The following is an 18,254-nucleotide window of genomic DNA, read 5'->3' as shown; positions in this document are numbered from 1 at the left end:
GTTAGGATTGCTGACATTATAATAGTTTATTATAACATGTTGTATAGGATAATGACAGATTCACAAATGAGCTAATAATTAAACCCAAAATTGCCTTTGTTCATCAAACTATGTTTATTATAGATTAGGAAGGTGAAAAATGTAGAAGAATTTCACTTGCTTGAATATGTTTAAGGAGGCGTACAAATGGGGTTATCAGGCAAAAGTCGACTGCGAGTTCGTTACGCAGAAACGGATCAAATGGGAATTGTTTATCACGCGAACTATCTTATTTGGTTTGAGGTAGGCCGTTCCGAATTTTTTCGAGATTTAGAACTCCCGTATACAAAGTTTGAGGAGCAAGGATTTTCGTTAGCAGTAATTGAGGCCAATTGTCGATACCGAAAACCTGCTCATTATGATGATGAACTAGAAATAATTACGACCATCGAGAAAATCACTTCGCGTTCAATAACGTTCTTATATGATATATATCGTGATAATACGCTTCTAGCCCAAGGAAAAACAGCCCACCTCTTCATCAATAAAGAGGGCCGCCATACGGATATTCGAAATACCGATTTATGGGCTCAGATTAATTGCTTGTTAACAAAAACTGACTTAAGGTTATGAATTGACATTTTTTATGGACTCAGATCCCGCGAGAAACTTGTTTTCTATTTTGTATTATGGTATTATGTATACATAATCCATAATACAATTGAGAGAAGGGGATTCTATGTTTCTTGTAACATGGATTGAAGGCGAAGAAGTAAACTATCGGTTGGTTAAGAAGCAGGAACTTCCGCAATTGATGGCCATTATCGGGCAGCACGCAATTATTCAAAAATTGGTATCTTAGTAAGTATGTCTGCGGTTAAGATATAACTCACTGATATATTATTATAGACTTAAGTGTCCATTGCTTATAAGCATGGACATTTATTTTTTTAGGCCTGCAGGGATAATATTGACCCACATCGAATTATAATACATGTATCGTCTTCGTTAGGGAGGTAACATTATGCCCTTTAAAATTCTCGTCGATAGTGCCTCAGACATCCCTGTAGATCGCGCTAAGGCAGCAGGTATTGAAACGGTCCCGATGCCGGTAACTATTGATGGCAATACTTATCTTGAAGGAGTAAATCTTAACATACAGGATTTTTATACTCAATATCGCCGCTACAAAGAATTGCCGAAAACTTCTCAGCCTAATCCCAATACTCTTTTGGAGCATTACGAACGATGGCTATCTGAGGGCTGCGATGTGGTGGCGATTCATCTTTCATCAGGTCTAAGTTCTACCTTTGCAACGGCTCAAATGATTGCCGAAACAACATCGGCTCCTGAGCGAGTTCATATTATTGATAGCCTGGGAGCTTCCTTTGGCTACGGTTTACTGGCCATTTTGGCACAGCAAGTTCTTGCCTCGGCAACGACCTGGAAGGATGCGGAAGCGGAGATTCTTGATATTCGAGCCAAGATGCGATATATTTTTACATTAGATACCCTGGAGTATTTGGTTAAAGGGGGCAGAGTGAGTAAGACTGCCGGATTCCTTGGCGGTTTACTCGATGTCAAACCCGTTTTACAAATGACCTCGGAAGGGAAAATTGAACCTTTTGTCAAAGTACGTTCCAGACGAGCAGCAATCCGCAAGTTAGCTGAGGTGTTAGAAGAGGAAATCGATCATCCGGAAGAACAAATCATCGGTATTTCTCATTCCGCGTGTTATGAAGAAGCATTGATTCTTGCACGGGAAATCCAAGAGCGCGTCGTAGTAAAAGATATTTGGATCAGTGATATTGGCTGTGTTGTCGGCAGTCATACAGGGCCAGGCACTCTCGCACTTTTTTATCAGCGTAAAGTATAGCAAGAATAGGAGGCTACTCTTCTTTGAAATTTATAATGGTTGTAATACTGACGGTATCGATGATAATAAGCAATATATCGGTTACTTATGCTTCGAACATGCCTTCGACTAATCAATCGTTACCTCAGATACACGGCGAGGGTGCTTATTTGATTGATGTTCAATCTGGTCAGACACTGTTTGCTAAAAATCCAGACGAACAACTAGCACCTGCCAGTACTACAAAAATCATGACCGGACTTCTAGCAATCGAACGGGGAAATTTGAATGATATTGTGACAGCCTCCTCTACTTTACTCAATAGTAAGCTTGTTTATGGGACTCAGATTTACTTACGGCCTGGTGAACAAATGTCACTTCAGAATTTGCTTTACGCAATGTTGTTAAACTCCGCCAATGATGCTGCAGTAACTGTAGCTGAATATATCGGTGGAAATGTCAGTAATTTTGTCGCTCTTATGAATCAAAGAGCTCTTGAGATCGGTGCTACTCGGACGCATTTTGTCAATCCCAGCGGTTTAACCGCAGAAGGTCATGTCACCACAGCTCATGATCTAGCCTTAATTGCTCGGGTTGCTTATCAAAACCCTGTATTTGCTCAATATGTACGTACTAAATCTCATGTTATTCCCAGAGCAAAGCCGGATGTTCCAACCCAAATGATGAATGAAAACAAATTGTTATGGCGAGATTCCGACGTCGATGGAATAAAAACAGGTTATACGGCGGCAGCGGAAAACTGTCTTGTCGCCTCGATGACAAGAAATGGCCGTCAATTAATTGGCGTGATTCTTAAATCACCAGGCCGTGAAATTTATACAGATATGCAGGCAATGCTCGATTATGGTTTTACCCAATATACTGATCAGGTTTATAAACCTGCGGGTTCGGTGCTGGGTGCAATAACGGTTAACAATGAAAAGGTTGATTTAAAGCTAGGGAAGCCAATCTACTTAACACAAGGGGTCAATGGTCAAACCTCTTCAGTATTAAGTTTAAAGATATTGTCTCCTTCGAAGGTCCTGAACTCAGTTGAGGAGGGTCAGGCGGTATCTCAAGTGCAGGTTTATGATGGCGGCAACCTCTTAGATACGCTTCCTCTTAATGCTTCGAGGACTGTCCTGCCCCCAAAAGCTCAAGAGGATCCAAAACCTAATGGTCTGCCTTGGCCTTTAGGTATTATGAGTCTAGGAGTATTTTTGCTGTTTCTCTATCGTTATAAGCTCATGGCGAAACGCCAGGCACGGAAACGAATTTTGCTTGCTAGAAGAAGGGAGTCTAGTTAGTGAACCAAGTAACCAAGTCGTTTTTTATTCGAAGTTTGAAGTTTATTGCTTTTTGGTTAGCCATTGGTATTTTAATTTACTTAGTAGGTCACTTTAGTTATCTTTTTTTGCCTTTTATTTTGGCATTTATCATGACTGCAGCCATAAGCCCGCTTAAGAATTTTCTTATCAGAAAAGTCCGTTTTCCCCAAGTCCCAGCGGTACTGACAGCTATGATTGTGGAAATTGGGGGAGTAGGCGTCATAATTACTCTTTTAGTTCTCCGCCTGATTCGAGAAATTCAAGAAATTTATATTCATTGGCCATTCTATAATCGGTTATTACAACACTTTATAACTCATTGGCTTACGAAATTTGAAGTGTATTATCTAAATATCCCGGGTACTGAGGATAGTATAAATAATACTGTTAAAGAATTTGTAAGCAGAGTGCCTAACGTTTTATCAAATGTTTTGACATTTGCTGCAAAAATTCCAGAATTTATTATTATCATAGTCATTGCTTTGGTGGCGACATTTTTTATGTCCAAGGGGAGCAAACGCTATCTAAGTGACTTCGTAAATATTTTTCCTCAGGAATGGCGTGAAGAGTTACGAGAATTGGGCTATGATTTTTCACGTGCTTTTGCGGGATTTGTGCGGGCAGAATTCATTGTCTTTTTGGTTACCCTCTTTTTATCCATTGTTGGCTTGCTGATTATTCACACTAAATTTGCTATCGTTTTAGGAACTATTACAGGGATCTTTGGTATACTTCCCGTGTTAGGGGTGGGAATCATTTTAGTTCCTTGGGCCCTCATTGCTTTCCTTGGGGGGCATAACTTGTTGGCGCTGGAACTTGTTCTTCTCACGATTATAATTACTATTGTCAGGCACGTTATCGAACCTAAAATTTTGGGAGATAATGTGGGACTCGATCCCCTTTTTGTTCTTATCAGCATGTACATCGGTTTAGCTTCTACGGGGATTGTCGGTTTGATTTTAGGACCGTTTATTCTCATTGCCTATCATGCACTGAGTAAGGCGGGCGTTTTTCGCAATCTTTAATTTTGGTAAATCGATTTATAATTTATAATAATAAATAAGGTATAGGAATTAGCCATTTAGGAGTTGAACCACTTGAGTAAGGAAAAAAATGTAGTCACTTTAACATATGGCTGTCAAATGTCAGAAAGGGATGCTGAGACTCTGACAGAAATTACACGGCAAGAAGGATATAATAGAACGGATGACCTTGAACATGCTGACTTAATTATCGTTAATACATGCTGCGTCAGAGAAAGTGCTGAAAATAAAATCTTAGGCAAAATCGGTGATCTTAAAAAACTAAAGGAAAAGAATCCAAACTTAAAAATTGCAATCAGCGGTTGCATGGTTCAACAACCTGGTGCCTTAGAGCGGCTGCAAAAACGTGCTCCCCACGTAGACATCTGGATGGGGACTCACAACTTGCACGAATTTTCTGAGCTGCTGCATCGTTCTGACACTGGAGCAAAAGTTGCTGAGGTTTGGCAGGAACCTCATGAAACAAAAGAATCGACACCTTTGGCAGAAAAAGGAAAACTTCAGGCCAATGTGAATATTATGTACGGCTGTGATAATTTTTGTTCGTATTGTATTGTTCCCCATGTTCGGGGGAGAGAGAGAAGCCGCAAGCCGGAGGATATTATTCAAGAAATTAAGAATCTGGTGGCCAGTGGTTGTAAAGAAGTTACTTTACTAGGGCAAAATGTAAATTCCTACGGAAAAGATTTCGACCCTCCCTATGATTTCGCAGATTTACTGCAGGAAGTGGATCAAATACCTGAGCTTTTGCGTGTGCGTTTTATTACCTCTCACCCCAAAGACTTGTCGGATAAATTAATTCAGACAATAGCCAAAGGAAGTAAACTATGCGAACACTTTCATCTGCCGCTTCAATCGGGCAGTAATTCTATTTTAGCTTGTATGAATCGGCAATATACTCGGGAATACTATTTGAGTATCGTCGAAAAAATTCGCGAGCTTCTTCCTCAGGCGACACTGACAACTGATATCATTGTTGGTTTTCCTGGCGAAACTGAGGAAGACTTCGAACAAACCCTTTTAATGATTGGTTTAGGACATTATAGTCAGGCTTTTACCTTTATGTATTCAAAACGCTCAGGCACACCGGCGGCGAGTATGGAAGAGCAGATTCCTTTGCCTGTCAAAAAGCAGCGATTGCAAAAATTGATGAGCCTGCAAAACGAAGAAAGTTATCAACTAAGACAAAGAATGCTCGGGAAATGTTATGAGGTTTTGGTTGAAGGACCAAGTAAGACCAATCCTGATCGCCTGACTGGCCGGACGCGTGGAAATATTCTTGTTGTTTTTGATGGCCCTCAGGAAATCATCGGTTCCTTAGTATCTCTGCGAATTCTGGAGGCAGGGTCATGGACCCTCGTAGGCGAACTCGTGGAGTGAACTCGTTCATCTAAAGCTGAACATCGAGACTTCGGTGGGGGACTCTACCCCACTGAAGCAGAGTACGGAGGACCCACTCCCGTTTATAGAAGTGGGAGTCTTACGATTGAATCAAAGTGATTATTAAACACTTTTTAACTGCTCAGATGGAGTTAAGCAGGAATTGAGTTGTTTGATGTAGAATGTAACAATTATGGAGGTGTGTATAAGTGACGAATGAAATAATTGAGAAGGCTCAGATTCTAGCAGATGCAATTGCTCGAAGTCCGGAGCTTGCTGAATTACATAGCAAAGAAGATGCTATGACTGCTGATGAGTCCGCACAAAAACTGATTGCTGAGTTACAGAAAGCTCAGGAACGTTTTATGGAGATGCAGCAAAATAATCAAGAGCTTTCTGAAGAGGATAAAAAAGCGGTTGATGAAATTGAATCTCGGGTAGAGGCTAATCCTGCTATTTCCGATTATATGAAAGCACAGGATGAGTTTACCCAAATGTTGGACAGTGTAAATGCCATCTTGGCAGGCGCTATTGCTAACTCTTCGGATAGTTGTTCCTGTGGAGACGGCGGCTGTTCCAGTTCTGGATGCGGAGGCTGCAGTTGCGGCTAATCCTCAAGAGGAAGAATGAAATTCACTAAGGGAAGAGCTAATCTATAGCTCTTCCCTTTTAAGATTTAGCTGCTGGCGTAAAATGAACTCAAGAGGAGATATTAGGGATGACCACCCCGATGATGAAACAATATCAAGGAATAAAAGCAACGGTTCCTGACGCGATACTCTTTTATCGACTTGGTGATTTTTATGAAATGTTTGGTGAAGATGCTGAATTAGCAGCACCGATCCTGCAAATTGCCCTAACGAGTCGAGACGCGGGGGAAGGCAAACGGATACCTATGTGCGGTGTTCCCTATCACGCAGTTGAGACATATATGGTAAAACTCGTAAGTACGGGGCATAAAGTTGCCATTTGCGAGCAAGTTGAAGACCCGAAAGCTACGAAGGGTATTGTTAAGCGAGAAATCATTCGTATTGTCTCTCCGGGTACTTTAACTGAGTCGATTTCTGAACGCAGCAATCGTTATTTGGCGAGTGTTTTTTTTAATGTTCAGTGGGGCTTGTCCTTTTTAGATTTGTCAACAGGAGAGTTTGCTATTTTTCAGACCTCGGAAGTTGAGGCCTTGCTCGCCGAGCTTTCCCGCATTAATCCTGCTGAAATTTTGCTGCCGCCTGAACTTATAAAGAAAGCAAAAATTTGGTCTGGATACTACTGCAGTGTTCGAGATCTTAAGTCTTATGAGAGTACGGTATTTAAACTGCGCTTCTCTGCTCAGGCTCCTTTGCTTCAAGAATTCCCTGTGGCGGCTTCAGCAGCATCCGCTCTCTGGGACTATTTGCTGGAAACGATGCCGGGCGTTGATCCCTCGCATATTGTCGAGATCAAAACGTATCGCTCAGAGCAATGGATGTTTCTCGACCAGTGGACTCGACGAAACCTTGAACTTACTGAATCCTTAAGAAATCAGGGTAAAAAAGGGACACTCTTGTCTGTCCTCGATCTGACTCAAACTGCTTTAGGCGGACGATTACTGAGACATTGGATCGATAAACCTTTGCTCGTGCAAGCTGATATTGAACAGCGTTTAAATACTGTTGAAGAGTTAACACATGATTCCTTTTTACGTCAAGATTTGATGAAAATCTTGGCTAAAGTCTATGATTTGGAACGATTAATGGGAAGAGTATCTTACGGAACGGCCAATGCTAAGGACTTATTATCCCTGGCTCAAACCTTGGCCCTTCTACCGGCAATTCGTGAGATTCTTAACTCAAACACTGCAACTATTTTGAAAAGGAAAATTCCTGTATTGGAGGGACTTGATCCTTTAGTCAATACACTTCTTAATGCTCTCAATCCTTCTCCGCCTATATCTCTGCGGGATGGAAATATCATTAGAACCGGATATTCCCAAGAGGTGGATGAATTGCGCTCTATTGCAACGGGTGGAAAAGAGTGGGTCGCTAAGCTTGAAAACGCCGAACGTGAAAGGACTAGGATACGATCCTTAAAAATTGGCTATACCAAAGTTTTTGGCTATTATATAGAAATCACGCATTCCAATGCCCATCTTGTACCTGAGGCTTATATCAGGAAACAGACTCTTTCAAATGCGGAACGATTCATAACTCCGGAACTAAAAGAGTATGAAGAAAAAATCCTAGGTGCTGAAGAACGATTAAAGGAATTAGAGTTTCAACTTTTCCTGGAGCTTAGAGAAGATGTTCGTTCCTATACTCAGGCTATCCTCAAGGCGGCCGATAATTTAGCAGAAATCGATGTCTTCGTAAGCTTGGCTGAAGTTGCAGTGCGTAAACGCTACATTCGTCCTCAAATAACAATAGATGGTGAGCTTTCAATTTCAGAGGGGCGGCATCCAGTCGTAGAAGATATGTTAGAGGCGGGTGTCTTTGTACCGAACGATACGCAGTTGTCCAGGGAGCGACATTTGGCGATCATTACCGGGCCCAATATGGCAGGAAAGTCTACTTATATGAGACAGGTAGCGCTTATTGTCTTGATGGCACACGTTGGATCCTTTGTGCCCGCCAAACAAGCGACAATTAGTTTAGTTGATCGAATTTTTACCCGGGTAGGGGCGTCGGATGATTTAGCGGCAGGACAAAGCACCTTTATGGTCGAAATGCATGAGGTAGCACATATTTTAAAATATGCTACCAGGAAGAGCTTAATCATTTTGGACGAGATTGGACGAGGAACGGCAACCTTTGATGGTTTAAGCATTGCTTGGGCTGTCGCAGAATACTTAGTTCAACATCCTGATTTCAACCCTAAAACCCTTTTTGCAACGCATTATCATGAATTGACCCAACTTGAAGATAATTTTAATGGCCTTTTCAATCTTCATGTCGGCGTAAAAGAACGCGGAGACGACATTGTCTTTTTACATAAGATATTACCGGGCCGTGCCGATCGAAGTTATGGTATTCAAGTGGCCCGTTTAGCCGGTCTTCCCCATGAGCTCCTCAAGAGAGCTAAAACCTTACTGTTGGAACTAGAGGCGTCCAAATCTGTCCCTAGTCCAATAGATTCTTCCCAAGCTGTAACCCAGTTCTCCCTTTTTGATGTTCCGCAGACCCATCCAATTTTAGAGGAATTGGCTCAACTGCCATTAGAAGATATGACCTCACGTCAAGCCTTACAGTATCTCTATGATCTAAGAGATCGAATCCAATCAACTTCTTAGTGAACTCGTTCGGCTAAAGCTGAACATCGATGCTTCGGTGACGAAAATGTCCTGTGGACAGTTTCCCCGAAAGCGCCTAGCCAATAACAAATCTTATCGTGCCGAAGGACAAATGATTTTAATGCACAAATTACCAATTTCGATGGAGCGCATTTCAGGAAAATAGCCTATGATAAGAATTGTATAACAATAATCAGTGGTTAAACTATCGAATATGGATTTTGGGGGGGATTATATTGTCCTGTCACGTGGGTATTGATGTTGGAGGTACTTATACCGACGCGGTATATCTTGAACAGGGCCAAATTCAACGGACAGCTAAAGTTCCTACTCAGGAAGAGAATTTAGTCGAAACTATCGTGAATGTTCTCGAAACGTTAAACTTGCCTGATGTCAGGCAAGTAAATCAGATTACAGTAAGTACGACACTCGTCACCAATGCCATCCTGCAAAAACGTCTGCCGCCTGTTAACCTTTTATTATTTCCCGGAAATGGTATGAGCCTGAATGCTCTCCCTTGGCCTGTTGACTATCAAGTGCTCAGCGGGGAAATGGACTTTCGGGGACGGGAAGTCAACCCCTCTAATCCGAGTGAATGGCAGCGTCTGAGCTGGAAAGAACGATCAGGGAGTCCTGAACTGGTGGCAGTTGTGGGGAAATTTTCTCATAGAAATAATTCCCATGAGAACCGGCTGGCGGATTATCTTAGGAAGTCTTACCCCAAATGTCAGATAGCCTTGGGACATGAATGGGGCCAAGCAAATTTTTATCGCCGCAGCCTCACAACCCATTTGAATTTGGGTGTTACGGGATGTTATCAGCTATTCGCTCAGCAATTACAAACGGCTCTCTCAGGTCTTAAGATTCAGGCCCCAATTGCAATTTTAAAAGCAGATGGGGGCATCCTGCCAATCGGGAAACTCAGGCCTATTGAGTCAATTTATTCCGGACCTGCAGCGAGCGTTCTAGCAGCACTGACTCAGAGTGAAACCTCTGCTTCTACAATCGTTGTCGATATCGGCGGAACAACCACCGATCTAGGTTTGATTCTTTCCGGAACGCCTTTGCTCAGCTCGCGAGGGGCTCAAATTGGCCCTTATTCGACTCTCGTTCATTCCCTGGCTGTTCGCTCAATCCCGGTTGGCGGAGATTCAGTCATCGAGACCTGTGAACAGGGATTTGAGTTAAAAAACTACCGTCTCGGCTCGGCCTATTGCCTCGGCGGTAAGGCTTTGACCCCGACGGATGCTATGCGTTATCTTGGGCTGATCGATTACGGCAACCGCCAATTGGCCGAAGAAGCTTTGGCGTCTCATTGCCCGCCTGATCTCAGGGCGCCTCAGTATTATCAGCAGCTTGCTGGTGACATTATTGAGGCCGTCGTGAACCGGATTGCAGAGGCTGTTGATTCTTTAAAACGTGAATGGCAAGACGAGCCTGCTTACAAAGTATGGGAAGTTCTTCATCCTCATGAGGCTCAGACCTTTAATACGCTGTTAAGTGGAGGCGGAGCCCAAGGGCTTACGAAGGCTTTGGGAAAACGCCTGGGAACACCGGTACAACTTGGCGTTTATCCCGAAGTCTCCAATGCTCTGGGGGCAGCAATGGCCCGGCCAACCTTTGATTGTACTCTTCATCTGGATACTTACATGAAACGTTATCATGTGCAGGAAACGGGTGAGCAAGGAAAATGGATGGGCTCCCCGCGTCCTTACCGTGAAGTTGAAGACTTTTTAGATCAACTTGTCCAAAAACAAGCAGAACAGTATGGAATTCAAATTCATGAGATCGAAAAAGAACCTTTTGATTTCTTCCCTATCGTTCAAAACTATCAAACGGTAGGCCAAATTATTCGTGGAGCTGCCCATCTTCGACCTGGAGTGATAGGGAGGGTTGTAAAATGAAGCGCACAGGAATATTATTTTTCCCCGCTTTTGATTGGTCTTTAGGCAACTCCCATCCCGAGCGAGAGGAACGTCTACTCTATACTCAGGAACAACTCTTTGAAGAAGGAATTCTTGATTTGCCGCAAATGAAGCAATTTACTCCTCGGGTTGCCTCATTAGCAGACGTAGCTCAAGCTCAAGCCTTATTTCCTACGCCATCATTGTATCCGGAAACCTTAGATCCTCATCTGATCGCTGCAGGAAGTGCTATCTTACTTGGAGAGGCACGGATTCGGGGAGAGATCTCCAATGGTTTTGTTCTTGTTCGTCCCCCCGGACATCATTCAGGAGCAACGGTTTGGGGAAATCGCGGATTTTGCACAATAAATAATGAAGCAATTCTTATCAATCAGTTGAGAGCACGTTATGGCATCAAGAAAATTGCCATCGTCGATACCGATGTTCACCATGGCGATGGGACTCAAGATATCTTTTATCATGATCCCAATATTCTTTTTATATCTTTGCATCAAGATGGGCGAACGCTTTACCCAGGCAGCGGGTTTATTGATGAACAAGGCGGTCCCAACGCTTGGGGTCAGACTCTGAATATTCCGCTCCCTCCGGGAACGGGGGACGAAGGGTATCACTATGTTTTGGAAACCTGGGTTTTGCCCCGTCTTCAAGCCTTTAAACCGGAATTGATCATTAATTCTGCAGGACAGGATAATCATTTTACGGACCCTTTAGCTTCCATGAATCTTACGGCTTCGGGGTATGGCAGGATAACCGAACTTCTTCAGCCCGACCTGGCTGTTCTTGAAGGCGGCTATTCCATTGAAGGCGCGCTTCCCTTTGTTAATTTGGCAATTTTATTGGCCTTGGCGGGTGAAGACTATCATCATGTTCGTGAACCTCAGAAAATAGGGCGTTCGAGTTTACCCTTAGCAACCCTTAAACCCTACGTAGAGACCCTTAAAAAGCAAACTCAAATGGTAAAACCTGACTTTACAATTCACAATGTAAAATTCTTCCCTCCAGGGGAATGGGTTTACATTCCTCGTTCTGTCTACTATGATACGGAAGGGTTCCAAGAAACACGACAGGATTTTGTGCGTAAGTGTAACCATTGTGCCGGTACGGTATATATTGAAAGTCAGCGATCACATGCGAAGACGAAGTCAGTACTGGTGCGTATTCCTTTTGAGGCCTGTCCCCAATGTGAACAGGCAGGTTATGATCTCTGGGAATATGTGCAGCAGCATCATCAAGAGATTCACAGCGGCCTGCTGCAAAATCAGCTTCATAATCAACATCAGGTATGGCAGAGAAAGAAGGATTGAGGTTGACATCGGCAATTCATATCCTTGATTCCCATTCGGCGAATCAAATCGCAGCAGGGGAAGTGGTAGAACGTCCTGTTTCTGTGGTTAAGGAACTTGTGGAGAACGCTTTAGATGCCGGAGCAAAACATATCGATATCTCCATTGAAGAAAATGGCGTACCTATGATTAGAGTGAGGGATGACGGCAAGGGAATGAGTGAGGAGGATATGCCCTTAGCAGTGCTTCGCCATGCTACCAGTAAAATTACCGGAATTCAAGATTTGGATTATTTGCAAACTCTTGGCTTTCGTGGAGAAGCTTTAGCGAGCATCGCTTCAGTGTCCACTCTGGAAATTATATCTCGCCCAGGAACAGAGATTTCAGGTATATCCTACACTTTGACCGGAGGAGGAGAGGGGGTTCTTCAAGAAGTGGGCTGTCCTGCCGGAACATCCGTGACAGTTCGCAATCTCTTCTTTAATACACCGGCTCGCTTGAAATTTCTGAAGTCCAAAGCGACTGAATTTGGTCTCATCAGCGATACAGTGGGTCGGATTGCCCTTGCCCATCCGACAATCGCCTTTTCTTTAGCCCATCCTACTCAAAGGGTGTTGCAAACCTCAGGGCGAGGAGATTTAAAGGAAACGATGGGAGCTATTTTTGGTCAATCAATAGCTCGTCAGCTCATAACCGTGGATGCTCAAAGCGAGGATTGGAGGTTGGAAGGCTTAATCAGTCCTCCCGATCTGGTTCGAAAAACCAAACAAGCGCAGACCTTTATGATTAACGGACGGGTTGTGCGTTCCTCCTTTTTAAGTAATGCCTTAGAAGAAGGATATCGTACGCTGATCCCTGTTAAACTTCATCCTCTAGTTGCCCTTCACCTGCACGGATCTCCCTCAGATTATGATGTCAATGTCCACCCTACTAAGATGGATGTGAAATTCAAGAACGAACAGGAGCTTGCGTCATTTATAACCAAGACTATTTATCAAACGCTGCTAAAGAGTCAACCCTTGCCATCCTTTGGCAGGCCTATGGAATCAGTGCTAAGAACTCAAGCAAATACGGTTGTTCAGGGAAAACCTATTCGGATCCTGACTGAGACTTATAACAGTCCACAAAATTCTGCGCATCAAGCCAGGGAAGAAATTCGCGAAAACCAGGTTAGGAGAGATCCATCGATATCTAAAGCTTTATTATCAGAAAAAGAAGCTGAGCCTATTGTCTCTGAAGATCAAGGATCTTCACATTCACCTGTGAATGTCGAATCAACGGCTGAGGTCAAAAAGACGTTCCTCCAGCAACGTAATCTATTCTCTGATGACAATGTCACTCCAATTTCTCCGGTTTTTTCGGAAGATCGAGAAATTCCAAAGAACAGGGAAGAAGGAACGAATGATTCGGCGACAATGGACAAAGCGGATAATGACGGTCATAGCCTCAGCCGTTTCTGGCCAATTGGGCAGCTGTTTAATACCTATATTTTAGCAACTGATAGTGAAGTTCTCTTGCTGATTGATCAACATGCAGCCCATGAACGGATAAATTATGAACGTATTCTTGCTGAATTTAAAGCGAGAAAGCAAGAAAGCCAAATGCTTTTAATACCGATTCCTTTGGAGCTCACGCTTCAGGAAGAACAAATGTTAATCGAGCACATGTGGATTCTCAGGGAAATGGGCTTTGTTCTTGAACAATTTGGAAATCAAACCTATTTATTGCGGGGCGTTCCTGTCCAAACGGGGAGTGTTCCGGCGGATGAGCTGCTGCGGCAATTCTTGGAAGAGGTTTTGCAAAAAAACACCTCTCCGAGTTTTGATCAGCTTTTAAAAGAGTGGATATATCTTTTGGCCTGTAAGGAATCAATCAGGGCTAAGGATTCCCTCTCTCTATTGGAAATGGAACAATTAATTTCCCGCTTAAGTCAGACAGAGAACCCCTATACCTGCCCGCATGGGCGTCCTACAACCATCAAGATCACCCGTGCAGAGCTGGAGAAGCGTTTTTACCGAGTTCTTTAGAAGGTTGAGCCTGCATTGGCAGGGACATACTAGTGTTATAAAAAAGAAGAACATTTGTGCAGAGACTGTTATAATGGGGGGGTTAAAGGGAGGAGATTCATGGATCAGCCTATTCCAATTTGCTTAAGAGTTACTCAGCCCGACATCGAGCTCTGGGAACGGCTTCAGTGGTTCCGACAACAACCGGGATGTTCTTGGGTTGATCAACAAAACAATTTAAGATCTCTTCCTGAACTAAAAATTTCAAGGCGCGGTGCAGAACTAATCCTGGGGAAAAGCCGTTTAGCGTTTCATCCTAATATGGCTTTGATTCGGGCTATTAACATTTTACGGGGCGGTTCAGACCGTTTTCTTGATGCGACTCAATTAAAGGCTGGTGATTCCTTTCTGGATGCAACCTTGGGGCTGGCTTCTGACGCTCTAATTGGAGCACTTGTTGTAGGAGAGTCCGGTCATGTTTTGGGACTGGAAAAATCCCCAATTTTGGCCGCAGTTATTCAAGACGGTCTAAAGCATCTTTCCGAAACTAGTTTTCAAGCCAGAACCGAACATAAGAAAAAAGCTTGGACATCCTTAGTGCATGCCGCCTCAAGGATTGACGTTCGCTGGACAGACCACAAGGAATTTCTAAGCCGTTGTCCCTCGAAGTCTATTGATGTGATATACTTTGATCCGATGTTTCGCAGAACGTTTCGTGAATCCGATGGTATCCAGCCCTTGCACCAATGGTCTGAGCATAGTCCTCTTGATCGGCAGACTGTGAAGGATGCCTGCCGAGTTGCTCGAAAAAGAGTTGTGCTTAAGGAACGGAAGGACAGCGGGGAGTTTAATCGCCTTGGTTTCAAACTAATGTCTGGCGGTCGATACAGTTCCGTTGATTATGGTCTTATTATAATTTAATGGAGGAGTTGTCTTGTTACCACTGGTTATCATTATTGGCCCAACCGGCATTGGCAAGTCTTCATTGGGGTTAGCTCTTGCCCAAAACGTCGGGGGAGAAATTATCTCCGGAGATTCTGTCCAAGTTTATCAAAAACTCGATATAGGGTCAGCCAAACCTTCTCCGGAAGAACTGCAACTCGCCCCCCATCATCTCATCGATTGTTTAGATCCTACGGAACCTTTTACAGCTGCTCAGTTTAAAACATCGGCAAGTTCTCTGATAGAGGAAATACGTGATCGAGGTCATGTTCCCATTGTGGTCGGAGGAACAGGACTATACATTCGTTCCTTGCTGGATCCATATGATTTTTGGGAGCATGGTTCGGAAGAAATACGACTTAAATGGCAGGAATTCGTTAAAAATCATGGCAATCAAGCCTTACATCAGGTGCTGGAGCAGCGAGACCCGGAAACTGCCCGTCAATTGCATCCTAATAATGTGCTGCGCGTGATTCGGGCTTTAGAAGTTCAAGAATTGACCGGTAAACCATTGTCCAGTCAGCGTCAGTTCAAGGATGATGAATACCGGCCTTTAGATCCTCAGGTGCTCTATATTGGGCTAACTGCTCCCCGTGCAATCATTTATGAGCGGATAAATCGACGGTGTGAAATAATGCTTGCCGAAGGTTTACTTGAAGAAACTCTTAACCTGCTTAAGACAGGATACTCTCCGACGTTGAAACCGCTCCAAAGTATTGGGTACAGGCATGCTGTCTGGTGTTTGCAAGGCCTTGTGACAAAGGATGAAATGCTCAGAATTTTACAAAGGGATACCCGCCATTTTGCCAAGCGTCAATTAACATGGTTTCGCCGTGATCCCAGAATTCATTGGTATGATACCGAAGAGGGAATTGACCAAATCCTTGAAGAGCTAATCCAGACTTGCAGAGCCCAGCAAACTCGTGTAGAATAGATGGCGTAGAAATATAAGGTGATGGAGGGAAATATATGAATAAATCGCCCATCAATTTACAAGACACCTTCTTAAATCAGGTGCGTAAGGAGAACCTTCCCGTGACCATTTATTTGGTTAACGGATTTCAGCTTAAAGGACTTATCAAAGGTTTTGATAATTTTACGGTTGTGATTGAATTTGAAGGCCGGCAGCAAATGGTCTATAAGCATGCTATCTCTACGGTTATGCCGATACGTCCGATTAATTTAGCAACTGCAGCTGCTGTAGAATAAAACGCTAAGCATAATTCGCTGAAATTAATTCTCGAACATAACGATCTGAAGGATTTTAATTTTGGACGAAAGAACTAGGTTCGGAAATGCCGGGCTTAGTTCTTTTTACTTGAATTCGATACCTAACTATGATATCTTAGCTTTGTATGCATTAATTAAGGTAAAAGAAAGGAATTCAATCCAACTATGGAAACTCGAAATTTAAGAAATATTGCAATTATTGCTCACGTAGATCATGGAAAAACAACACTTGTTGATGCGATGTTAAAACAAAGCGGCACGTTTCGCTCAAATCAGCAGGTTGTGGAACGTGTTATGGATTCCAATGATTTAGAACGGGAACGTGGTATTACTATTTTATCTAAAAATACCTCCGTTCATTGGCAAGGAACAAAAATTAACATTATTGATACTCCGGGTCATGCTGACTTTGGAGGAGAGGTTGAGCGAGTTTTACAAATGGTTAACGGCGTTCTTCTCATCGTCGATTCTTTTGAAGGGCCGATGCCTCAAACTCGCTTTGTTTTGCGTAAAGCATTAGAATTAAAACTGATTCCTATCGTTGTTATAAATAAGATTGATCGTCCCGATGCCCGTCCCACAGAAGTTGTCGACGAGGTGTTAGATCTGTTTATAGAACTGGGAGCAGAGGATAATCAATTGGATTTTCCCGTCGTCTATGCTTCAGCGCGAGCCGGGATTGCGGGGCTTTCCTCTGATGCTCTTGAGGATACCTTAGAACCTTTATTTTCCGTTATTCTTGATCATATCCCGGCGCCCGTTGTGGACCTTGAAGCTCCTTTTCAAATGCTTGTCACGACTCTCGATTATGATGATTATGTAGGAAAAATTGTCGTCGGAAGAATCGTAAGAGGAACAGTTCATCAAAACGAAACTATTACTCTTATTAAACGTGATGAGAGTTTTGAACGGGCAAAGGTTGGCAAGGTCATGGTTTTTGAGGGCTTGAAGCGTCAAGATGTCGCCGAAGCGTCAGCAGGAGAAATTGTTGCTTTAACGGGATTAACCAGTGCCAATATTGGAGAAACTGTAGCTTGTGCTCTTAATCCCGAAGCTTTGCCAGTTATTGAGGTTGACGAACCAACCTTATCCATGAATTTCATGGTTAATACAAGCCCTTTTGCGGGACGTGAGGGGAATTTCGTAACCTCCCGGAAGCTGCGTGAACGGCTTTGGAAGGAAATTGAGACGAATGTCAGTTTAAGAGTCGAAGAAACGGATTCGGCAGATTGTTTTAAAGTTTCCGGCAGGGGAGAATTACATCTTTCCATACTCATTGAAAACATGCGCCGTGAAGGCTATGAACTGCAAGTTTCCAAGCCTGAAGTCATCTATAAGATGATTGATGGGGTAAAATGTGAGCCAATGGAATTTCTCATTTGTGACGTTCAGGAGAAATCTTTAGGAGCAGTTATGGAACTCTTAGGGAAACGAAAAGCAGAAATGGCTAATATGACCAGTCTGTCAGAGACACAGCTGCGGGTTGAGTTTAATATTCCTGCCCGAGGTCTTATCGGTTTTCGAAGCGAGTTTCTCTCTGAAACACGGGGTGAAGGTATGATGAGCCACGTCTTCCTTGGGTATGAACCTTTTAAGGGAGAAATTCCCGGAAGAACTCGAGGGGCTTTGATCGCTTTTGAAGAGGGTGAGACAACAACCTATGGGTTATACGCAGCTCAGGAAAGAGGAAACTTGTTTGTTGATCCCGGGCTTCATGTTTATGCAGGCATGATTGTGGGGGAAAATAACCGCGAACAGGATATTGAAGTAAATGTTTGTAAGAAAAAACACCTCACCAACATGCGGACGAGCGCTGCCGACGATGCTTTACGGCTTGAAAAACCCAAAGAAATGTCCTTAGAACAATCCTTAGAATTTATTAATGATGATGAGTTTGTTGAAATCACCCCCAAAAGTGTACGTCTGAGGAAGAAATTCCTAGACCATGCCTCACGTGTTAAGTATGCCAAGAGCCTAACTGGAAAATAATACCATACGAAAATCAGGACACCTTTTAT

15 protein-coding genes are annotated in these 18,254 nt (G+C 43.2%); all 15 read left to right on the top strand.

Annotated elements, in window-relative coordinates; translation table 11 throughout:
• The first annotated feature begins 186 nt into the window (after window positions 1-186).
• The 15 genes from DEAC_RS00590 (at window position 187) to typA (ending at window position 18,225) form a co-directional block, all read left to right on the top strand.
• Window positions 187-612 (top strand): acyl-CoA thioesterase, encoded by a 426-nt coding sequence (locus DEAC_RS00590; protein ID WP_047808098.1) that lies wholly within the window; start codon window positions 187-189, stop codon window positions 610-612.
• Between the two features lie 106 nt (window positions 613-718).
• A complete protein-coding gene (locus DEAC_RS24450) occupies window positions 719-841 on the top strand; it encodes a hypothetical protein (protein ID WP_282434430.1) in 123 nt (40 codons plus the stop codon).
• A 162-nt stretch (window positions 842-1,003) separates the two neighbouring features.
• Window positions 1,004-1,855 carry a DegV family protein gene (locus DEAC_RS00585; protein ID WP_047808097.1) on the top strand — a complete coding sequence of 284 codons (852 nt, stop codon included), beginning with the start codon at window positions 1,004-1,006 and terminating at the stop codon, window positions 1,853-1,855.
• 23 nt (window positions 1,856-1,878) lie between these two features.
• Window positions 1,879-3,141 (top strand): D-alanyl-D-alanine carboxypeptidase family protein, encoded by a 1,263-nt coding sequence (locus DEAC_RS00580; RefSeq protein ID WP_053006235.1) that lies wholly within the window; start codon window positions 1,879-1,881, stop codon window positions 3,139-3,141.
• Window positions 3,141-4,187 carry a sporulation integral membrane protein YtvI gene (gene ytvI / locus DEAC_RS00575; protein WP_047808096.1) on the top strand — a complete coding sequence of 349 codons (1,047 nt, stop codon included), beginning with the start codon at window positions 3,141-3,143 and terminating at the stop codon, window positions 4,185-4,187. The genes DEAC_RS00580 and ytvI overlap by 1 nt, the downstream gene beginning before the upstream one ends.
• 72 nt (window positions 4,188-4,259) lie before the next feature.
• Entirely contained in the window at window positions 4,260-5,585 is a 1,326-nt protein-coding gene (gene miaB, locus DEAC_RS00570) for a tRNA (N6-isopentenyl adenosine(37)-C2)-methylthiotransferase MiaB (protein WP_047808095.1), read from the top strand.
• Window positions 5,586-5,794: 209 nt separating this feature from the next.
• Window positions 5,795-6,196 carry a YlbF/YmcA family competence regulator gene (locus tag DEAC_RS00565; protein WP_047808094.1) on the top strand — a complete coding sequence of 134 codons (402 nt, stop codon included), beginning with the start codon at window positions 5,795-5,797 and terminating at the stop codon, window positions 6,194-6,196.
• Window positions 6,197-6,303: 107 nt separating this feature from the next.
• Complete coding sequence (gene mutS / locus DEAC_RS00560; protein WP_047808093.1) at window positions 6,304-8,850, top strand: DNA mismatch repair protein MutS; 2,547 nt, start codon at window positions 6,304-6,306, stop codon at window positions 8,848-8,850.
• A 236-nt stretch (window positions 8,851-9,086) separates the two neighbouring features.
• Entirely contained in the window at window positions 9,087-10,754 is a 1,668-nt protein-coding gene (locus DEAC_RS00555) for a hydantoinase/oxoprolinase family protein (protein ID WP_047808092.1), read from the top strand.
• Window positions 10,751-12,079 (top strand): histone deacetylase family protein, encoded by a 1,329-nt coding sequence (locus tag DEAC_RS00550; RefSeq protein WP_047808091.1) that lies wholly within the window; start codon window positions 10,751-10,753, stop codon window positions 12,077-12,079. The genes DEAC_RS00555 and DEAC_RS00550 overlap by 4 nt, the downstream gene beginning before the upstream one ends.
• 2 nt (window positions 12,080-12,081) lie before the next feature.
• A complete protein-coding gene (gene mutL, locus DEAC_RS00545) occupies window positions 12,082-14,085 on the top strand; it encodes a DNA mismatch repair endonuclease MutL (RefSeq protein WP_047808090.1) in 2,004 nt (667 codons plus the stop codon).
• Window positions 14,086-14,184: 99 nt separating this feature from the next.
• A complete protein-coding gene (locus tag DEAC_RS00540; RefSeq protein ID WP_047808089.1) occupies window positions 14,185-14,985 on the top strand; it encodes a class I SAM-dependent methyltransferase in 801 nt (266 codons plus the stop codon).
• A gap of 13 nt (window positions 14,986-14,998) precedes the next feature.
• Window positions 14,999-15,940: a tRNA (adenosine(37)-N6)-dimethylallyltransferase MiaA gene (gene miaA / locus DEAC_RS00535; protein WP_047808088.1), complete on the top strand. Its 942-nt coding sequence runs from the start codon at window positions 14,999-15,001 to the stop codon at window positions 15,938-15,940.
• Window positions 15,941-15,975: 35 nt separating this feature from the next.
• Window positions 15,976-16,215, top strand: coding sequence for an RNA chaperone Hfq (gene hfq / locus DEAC_RS00530; protein WP_047808087.1), 240 nt, complete (start codon window positions 15,976-15,978; stop codon window positions 16,213-16,215).
• 186 nt (window positions 16,216-16,401) lie between these two features.
• Window positions 16,402-18,225, top strand: a complete 1,824-nt coding sequence (gene typA, locus DEAC_RS00525) for a translational GTPase TypA (protein ID WP_047808086.1) — start codon at window positions 16,402-16,404, stop codon at window positions 18,223-18,225.
• The last annotated feature ends 29 nt before the right edge of the window (window positions 18,226-18,254 follow it).

Source organism: Desulfosporosinus acididurans (assembly GCF_001029285.1).
Taxonomy (GTDB): domain Bacteria; phylum Bacillota; class Desulfitobacteriia; order Desulfitobacteriales; family Desulfitobacteriaceae; genus Desulfosporosinus; species Desulfosporosinus acididurans.
This window is presented reverse-complemented; position numbering and strand designations above follow the sequence as displayed.